This is a genomic window from Bradyrhizobium sp. CCBAU 51745 (assembly GCF_028128715.1).
GTDB lineage: Bacteria > Pseudomonadota > Alphaproteobacteria > Rhizobiales > Xanthobacteraceae > Bradyrhizobium > Bradyrhizobium manausense.
This window is the reverse complement of sequence record NZ_LBJP01000085.1, coordinates 225,290-232,366: the sequence shown is the minus strand read 5'-3', so window position 1 is coordinate 232,366 and position 7,077 is coordinate 225,290. Positions and strand designations below refer to the sequence as shown.

General features: G+C 64.9%; 7 protein-coding genes. 4 read left to right on the top strand and 3 right to left on the bottom strand.

Annotation, left to right across the window (positions count from 1 at the left end; translation table 11 throughout):
• Positions 1–343: 343 nt before the first annotated feature.
• The 3 genes from rocD to XH98_RS26695 all read right to left on the bottom strand — a co-directional run bounded on the left by rocD (position 344) and on the right by XH98_RS26695 (position 3,718).
• Positions 344–1,558, bottom strand: coding sequence for an ornithine--oxo-acid transaminase (rocD, locus tag XH98_RS26705; RefSeq protein ID WP_271620407.1), 1,215 nt, complete (start codon positions 1,556–1,558; stop codon positions 344–346).
• A 243-nt stretch (positions 1,559–1,801) separates the two neighbouring features.
• Positions 1,802–2,479, bottom strand: coding sequence for a potassium channel family protein (locus tag XH98_RS26700; protein ID WP_271601832.1), 678 nt, complete (start codon positions 2,477–2,479; stop codon positions 1,802–1,804).
• Between the two features lie 6 nt (positions 2,480–2,485).
• Positions 2,486–3,718: a cytochrome P450 gene (locus XH98_RS26695; protein ID WP_271620406.1), complete on the bottom strand. Its 1,233-nt coding sequence runs from the start codon at positions 3,716–3,718 to the stop codon at positions 2,486–2,488.
• A gap of 106 nt (positions 3,719–3,824) precedes the next feature.
• Between XH98_RS26695 and XH98_RS26690 the strand changes: the two genes are divergently transcribed.
• From XH98_RS26690 to XH98_RS26675, 4 genes are all read left to right on the top strand, one after another.
• Positions 3,825–4,382, top strand: a complete 558-nt coding sequence (locus XH98_RS26690; RefSeq protein WP_271620405.1) for a phosphonopyruvate decarboxylase — start codon at positions 3,825–3,827, stop codon at positions 4,380–4,382.
• A complete protein-coding gene (locus XH98_RS26685) occupies positions 4,379–4,969 on the top strand; it encodes a thiamine pyrophosphate-dependent enzyme (protein WP_271620404.1) in 591 nt (196 codons plus the stop codon). Before XH98_RS26690 ends, XH98_RS26685 begins: the two co-directional genes overlap by 4 nt.
• A 144-nt stretch (positions 4,970–5,113) precedes the next feature.
• A complete protein-coding gene (locus XH98_RS26680) occupies positions 5,114–5,815 on the top strand; it encodes a TetR/AcrR family transcriptional regulator (protein ID WP_271601836.1) in 702 nt (233 codons plus the stop codon).
• A 1-nt stretch (position 5,816) separates the two neighbouring features.
• Entirely contained in the window at positions 5,817–7,010 is a 1,194-nt protein-coding gene (locus XH98_RS26675) for an efflux RND transporter periplasmic adaptor subunit (protein ID WP_271601837.1), read from the top strand.
• Positions 7,011–7,077 lie beyond the last annotated feature (67 nt).

Below are 7,077 nucleotides of genomic sequence, written 5' to 3'. Positions count from 1 at the left end.
CGGCATGGCAGGCGGATGGAACGCCGGCGCGGCAGGACGCGCGATGGCTGGTGGCGCGGCGGGACGCGCCATGGCTGGCGGTGCCGCCGGACGGGCCATCGCAGGTGGCGCCGCTGGATGGGCAGCCGGTGCCGGTGGTCCACCCTTTCCATGATTTTGGGCAGACGCGCCGACGCTTACCGCCAGCATCGAGACACCAACCAAAACAGCCCTAAGGCGAACGCCATGCGGAAGCATGATCGTGGCTCCCAGCTCCTAATCGCCCACAACTTTCAACGCGCAGGTGGCGGAATCGTTCGTTGCCGGCGACGGCCGGCGTTGCGATCTTCCGACGCAGGCAGCCTCAAGAGAAATCCTGCGTCAGGGTGGTGGCGAACCGCTCCAGCGCCCAGTCGACCTGTTCGCTGGTGATCACCAGCGGCGGGGCGATCCGGATGGTGTGCTCATGGGTATCCTTGGCGAGGATGCCCTTGCCCTGGAGCGCCTCGCAATAGCGGCGGGCGGGGCCGGCCTCGGGATAAAGCTCGACCGCCAGCATCAGGCCGCGCCCGCGCACCTCGCGGATCGTGTTGGCGCGAATGTCCTTCAGGCCATCCAGAAAGCGCGCCCCCTGAAGTGCCGCGTTCTCGATCATGCCTTCCTCGACCAGGACGCGCATCGCGGCGCGGGCCACCGCGCAGGCGAGCGGGTTGCCGCCGAAGGTCGAGCCGTGCTGCCCGGGTCGGAGTGTCCCTAGGACGTCGTTGTTCGAGAGCACGGCCGACACCGGATAGAAGCCGCCGGACAGGGCCTTGCCGAGCAGCGTCACGTCCGCCTCGATGCCCTCGTGCTGCTCGGCGAGCAGCTTGCCGGTGCGGCCGAGCCCGGTCTGGATCTCGTCGAGCACCAGCATGATGTTGTTGGCGGTGCAGAGCTCGCGCACTTCAGTGAAATAGCCGGAAGGGGGAATGATGACGCCGGCTTCGCCCTGGATCGGCTCGACCAGGAAGGCGACGGTGTTTGGCGTGATCGCTGCCTCGAGGGCGGTGGCATCGCCGAACGGGATGATCCTGAAGCCCGGCGCGAACGGCCCGAAGTGCCCGTGTGTCTCGGGGTCGGTCGAAAAGCCGACGATGCCCAGCGTGCGTCCGTGGAAATTGTTGGCGCAGACGATGATCTCGGCCTGGCCGTCCGGCACGCCCTTGACCTCATAGCCCCATTTGCGCACTGACTTGATCGCACTTTCAACCGCCTCGGCACCGCTGTTCATCGGCAGCACCTTGTGGGAGCCGGTCAGCGCCGCAATCTCTTCGTAGAACGGGGCGAGCTGGTCGTTGTGGAAGGCGCGCGAGGTGAGCGTCAGCCGGTGCGCCTGTTCCACCATCGCCGCCAGGATCTTCGGGTGGCAGTGGCCCTGGCTCACTGCGGAATAGGCGGAGAGGCAATCGAGGTAACGTTTGCCCTCGGTATCCCAGACCCAGACCCCTTCGCCGCGTGTCAGGACGACCCCGATCGGCTGGTAATTCTGGGCGCCAAAGCGTGCTTCCGTTGCGAGGAGATCAATGACCGACCTGCTCATCTGTCCTCACTCCATGGCTGCCTGCGCCGGGGGCAAGCGGCCGTGCTCAAGCTGATGTGGGTATCGGTCTGTCCGAGCGGAAGCCTTCACCTGCCCGATAGCGCGGCGCGGCCGGGTGATTGCGCGTCCAGCGCTGATTTGCCCGGCAAGTCAATTGCTTCGGCGAATCCGCAAGGCATCCTGCGCCGATCCATGCTCTACTGTGCATGGGGTTGTTTTCGACTTTTGGTCGGCGGTGGCTCATCAGGAGTCCTGCCTGCGATGCTCGATTTCGAGCGTGACCAGGCGCGCCAGCAGCGTCGCCGGATAGAGCTGGCCGAAAATGGCTTCCATGTTGCACAGGCTGCGCGCGACGGGGTGCAGCGGCGCGACGTCGCCATATCCGGTCGTGGTCATCGTCGCGAAGCTGAAATAGATCACCTCGCTCGCAAGGCTCGGACTGTCCTCCACCTTCATGCTGACAAAGGCGGCCGGATCGAGCGAGCCGATGAAAGTGTAGAGCGCCGCGAAGATCACGGCGACCGTGAGATACAGCAGCACGGCACCGATCACCCGATGATAGGTCACGCGCCCCGGCGCAAAGGTCTGCCGCGCCACCGCCCAGGCCATCGTCGTTCCCACGATGAACCAGGAGCCGGCAAACAGATTGAGGTCGAGGATGGATGGCGATCTGATCCGCAAGATCGCGCCTGTCACGATCATGCCGAGCGCGATCAGCATGCCGAGCACTGCGATGGGGCTGCCTGAGATCACGAAGATGCCGACGACGAGCAGCAGCGCCAGCACGAGTTCGGACACCTGGAATGCGAACAGCCCCAGCGCCTGCAACGGCGCGATCACGAACATCATGAGCACCATCAGCACGGTCAGCACCGTGAGGGCAGGATCGGCCCAGCGTTCGCGCAATTGATCGATGGTCATCACGCCTCAGCCGATCGAGCAGGGGACGCTCAGGAAGCCACGGAACCGCACCCGGCCGCCGCGCACCGGCTGGCCGCTCACGGCATAGTTCGGGAAGCGCGCCAGGAAACGCGAGATCGCGATCGCGCCTTCGAGCCGCGCCAGCGCCATGCCGGCGCATTGATGCGCACCGGTGGCGAAGGCAAGGTGCCGGTTCGGCGTGCGCGCGACGTCGAAGCGCTCAGGATCGGGAAACTGCGCGGGGTCGCGGTTGGCCGCGCCAATGCACAGCGTCACCGACGTGCCGGCTTCGAGCATGACGCCGCCGAGCTCGACCTTCTCGGTGGTCATGCGATTGCCGAGTTGGTTCGAGCTTTCGTAGCGGAGGATCTCTTCGACGGCGGTCTTGATCATGTCAGGATTGTCGATCAGCCGCTGCTTCTGGTCGGGATACCGGTCGAGCGCGACGAGGCCGTTGCCGATCAGATTGGTCGTAGTCTCGTGGCCGGCATTGAGCAGGAAGATGCAATTGTGCAGCAGCTCCTTCTCGGTCAGCCGCTCGCCGTTCTCCTCGGCGTTGCCTTCTCCTTGGATCAGGCGTGTCAGCACGTCACGGTCGGGATTGCCCGGCTTTTGCCGCCGCCGCGCGACCAGCGTTTCGAGATAGGCGAGGAAATCCGTCACCGCCCTGTTGCCGCGCGCGGCCGCCTCGGCTGACACGACCGGCTCGAGCGCGCCCAGGATTGCCAGCGACCAGTCGCGCAGCGGCGCGCGTTCGTCACGGGGCACGTCGAGCAGATTGCCGATCACCTCGATCGGGATCGAGGCCGCGAAATCCTCGATCAGCTCGCAATGGCCCTTGGCGGCGATGGCATCGAGCAGGCCGTCGACCAGCTTGACGAGGTCGCCCTCCATGCCGGCGATCGCGCGCGGCGACAGCGCGCCCATGATCAGACGCCGCACGCGGGTGTGGGCGGGCGGATCGTTGAAGACGAGGCTGGTGGTGTGATGCTCGTAGAGCGGCGTGTCGCCGTATTTCGGCGCGAACTCGCGCTTCTTGTCCGAGCTGAACGATCTTGTGTTCTTGTAGGTGGTGACGAGGTCGTCATAGCGCGTCAGGAATACGGTGCCGCTCGCAAGCCGCTTGACCGGTTCGTTCTCCCGCAGTGCACGATAGGTCGGGTAGGGATCGTCGTAGAATTCGCTGGTCAGCTTCGCCAGATCGAAACCGGCCGCCAATTCTTTCGCACTTGCGTTCATCCGCCATACTCGCCTGATGAGACCGATATGCCATTTTCGCTCTTTCGAGCCGTGCGGATCACCGTCTACAGTCTCGCGGTGATTTGCTAGCCGACCGGACAGAAAAATGCACGCCCGCGCTGACGCTGCCGACACGACGGCGCCGGAGTCAAAGACTCTTTGGCCCGACGACATTTTCGCGACCCTGCAACGCTTCGACGTCCGGCAGGTGCCTTACGTGCCCGACGCCGGCCATTCCAGGCTGATCCAGCGCGTGCTGGCCACGTCCACGATGCGCGGCATTCCCCTGACCACGGAAGAGGAGGGCGTGGCGCTGCTCGCCGGCGCCTGGACCGGCGGCCAGCGCGGCGTGCTGCTGATGCAGTCGAGCGGCGTTGGCAATTGCATCAACATGCTGTCGCTGATCCCGATCCTGCGCTTTCCGTTCCTCAGCCTCGTGACCATGCGCGGCGAGTGGGGCGAGTTCAATCCGTGGCAGGTGCCGATGGGCTCGACCACGCAGGGCGTGCTCGAACTCTCCGGCATCAAGGTGCTGCGTGCCTCGAACGCAGCCGAGGTGCCGGCTGTGCTCGAAGCCGCCGCGGCGCAGGCGTACAACGCGCTCACGCCCACCGCCGTCCTGCTGTCGCAGCGCCTGATCGGCGCCAAGGTCTTCACCAAATGAGCAAGGCTAATCTCCTCGACCGCCGAAAGGTGGTCTCCGCGCTGCTGGCTGATCGCAAGGATGCCATTGCCGTCGGCGGCCTCGGTGCTTCCACCAACGACATCACTGCGGCGGGCGATCATGCCCGCAACTTCTATCTCTGGGGCGGCATGGGCGGCGCTGCGATGATCGGGCTGGGGCTCGCGCTGGCGCAACCGAAACTGCCGGTGCTGGTCATTACCGGCGACGGCGAGATGCTGATGGGCATGGGCAGCCTTGCCACCATCGGGGTGCAGAAGCCGTCCAATCTCTCAATCGTCGTGCTCGACAACGAAGCCTATGGCGAGACCGGCGGCCAGACCAGCCACACCTCGGCTGCCGCCGACCTGGCCGGCGTCGCCAGGGCCTGTGGCATCGCCGATAGCCGGGCAATCTCGACCATGGCTGAGGTCGAAGCCTTCGCCAAAGCCATCCACGACCTCTCGGCAGGGCCGCGCTTTGCCAATGTGAAGATCGACAGCGCCAACGTCGAACGGATCCTGCCGAGCCGGGACGGGACTTACATCGTCAATCGGATCCGCGGCGAGCTCGGCTTCCGGCCGATCTGACCCCCAGCCCCTGAATCTGGTCCCCGTGGGCGACGCTCTCCCCGCGGAGGTAAGATGTGACCAATTTCCAACAGTTCCCGCCCATTTAGGTTGCGCCGCACCATTTGACTTGACTTTTGCGTGGGTGAGTGCTTACTCACTAGCATGAGCACATTGCGTATGACGAGCGACCTGAGGCGTCAATTGATCCTCGGAGCCGCAAAGCGTTGCTTTGCCCGACACGGCTATAACGGCACCACGACCAAGAGCGTGGCGGCCGCCGCTGCCATTTCCGAGGCGCTGCTCTTCAAGCATTTCCCGTCCAAGGCGGCGCTGTATGCCGAAATCCTCAGCGACGAGTGCGAGGCGGATCCGGCGCTGATGGACCTGCTCGAGCGGGAGCCATCGACGGCCACCCTGGTCGAGCTGATCCGGGGCATGGTCCAGCATTTCCTGGAGATCGCCGACGGCCCCGACCAGGAAGACGCCCAGCGGCTGCGACTGATGGCCACCAGCCACCTGGATGATGGCGAATTCGCTCGTTTGTTATATGCAAAGATCGAGACGCTGATCGGAGCGGTTTTCGTCGCCTCGCTCGAACGCGCCGTCGCCGCCGGGGATGCGCGGCCCTGTGGCGGCGAACCGCTCAACCTGTTCTGGTTTGCGCATCATACGGTGATGACCGCCGCGCTGACCAGGCTGCCTTCAGTGCATTGTCTCGCCTATGGCGGGGCGAACGATCTGGAGCGGCAGCTTTGTGAGTTTCTCCTGAGAGGCATCGGACTTAACGACGCCGCAATTGCTTCGCATCTGGGCCATCAATTGGCCCCGGGTGTGGACAAGACGGCGATTGCAGAGAGCGCATGACATGAACATCGTAGCCGAACACAAGATTTCGGGCGAACCGATCGACAGCAAGGCCCCCAAGCGCCCGGTTCGGCCGGTGCTCTGGTTCATCATCGTCGGCACGCTTCTCGGCGTGCTCGTCGGTGGTCTCGTCTGGTTCAATTATTTCCGGGGCCAGATGATCAAGCAGTTCTTCGCCAACAACAAGCCGCCGCCGACCATGGTCAGCGCGGCCGAAGCGAAGTCCGAGGTGGTACCGAACCTGCTCACTGCGGTCGGCGGCCTCGCCGCAGTCCACCAGGTCGACGTCACTGCCGACGTCAATGGACGCGTCACCGAGATCAAGTTCGAGCCGGGCGCCCATGTCGAAGCCGGCACGCCGCTGGTGCAGCTGTTCGACGCGCCCGAGCAGGGCGATCTCGCCAACTACAAGGCGCAGGCAACCGTCGCGCAGCTCTCGCTGGACCGCGCCAAGCAGCTGGCATCGCGCCAGTTCGGCCCGCAGGCCACGGTGGACCAAGCTCAGGCCGCCTACGACCAGGCAATGGCCGGCATCGCCAAGACCGAGGCCCTGATCTCGCAGAAGCTGGTCCGTGCACCGTTCTCCGGCGAGCTCGGCGTGCGCAAAGTCGAGGTCGGACAATATCTCACAGCTGGCACCGCGATCGTGTCGCTGACCGATCTGTCGGAGCTGTGGGCCAACTTTACGGTGACGGAAAAGGACTCGGGCAACCTCAAGGTTGGCCAGCCGGTCCGGCTGAAGGTCGATGCCTATCCGGGGCGCACCTTCGACGGCAAGATCACCACGATCGAGCCGCAGATCGCCGCCGACACCCGCAACATTCGCGTGCAGGCGACGATCGCCAACCCGGAGAAGATCCTGAAGCCGGGCATGTTCGTGACCACCACGGTGGTGCTGCCGGACAAGCCGGCCGTGATCACCGTTCCGGAAACGGCCGTCGACTATACGCTGTACGGCGACTCCGTGTTCATGATCACCGAGAAGCAGGGCGAGGACGGCAAGACGACGCTGAGCGCAGTGCGCACCTTCGTGCAGACCGGCAATCGGGTCAACGGTCGCGTCGAGATCATCAAGGGCGTGAAGGCGGGCGACAAGGTCGTCGCCGTCGGCCAGCTCAAGCTGCAGTCGGGCGCCGCTGTCGCAATTTCGACCGATCCGGCTCCGCCGATCCCGGCGCAGCCCCCGCGCTACTGACAGTACACTCGCGTGATCCGGCCCGGCCGGATCACGTCTCTTGAGACATAGAAGTCGAGATCGCCGC

Bases quoted from the DNA above. Each gene is read 5' to 3' on its own strand.
- rocD (WP_271620407.1), bottom strand. From the start codon at position 1,558: ATGAGCAGGTCGGTCATTGATCTCCTCGCAACGGAAGCACGCTTTGGC.
- XH98_RS26700 (WP_271601832.1), bottom strand. From the start codon at position 2,479: ATGACCATCGATCAATTGCGCGAACGCTGGGCCGATCCTGCCCTCACG.
- XH98_RS26695 (WP_271620406.1), bottom strand. From the start codon at position 3,718: ATGAACGCAAGTGCGAAAGAATTGGCGGCCGGTTTCGATCTGGCGAAG.
- XH98_RS26690 (WP_271620405.1), top strand. From the start codon at position 3,825: ATGCACGCCCGCGCTGACGCTGCCGACACGACGGCGCCGGAGTCAAAG.
- XH98_RS26685 (WP_271620404.1), top strand. From the start codon at position 4,379: ATGAGCAAGGCTAATCTCCTCGACCGCCGAAAGGTGGTCTCCGCGCTG.
- XH98_RS26680 (WP_271601836.1), top strand. From the start codon at position 5,114: ATGAGCACATTGCGTATGACGAGCGACCTGAGGCGTCAATTGATCCTC.
- XH98_RS26675 (WP_271601837.1), top strand. From the start codon at position 5,817: ATGAACATCGTAGCCGAACACAAGATTTCGGGCGAACCGATCGACAGC.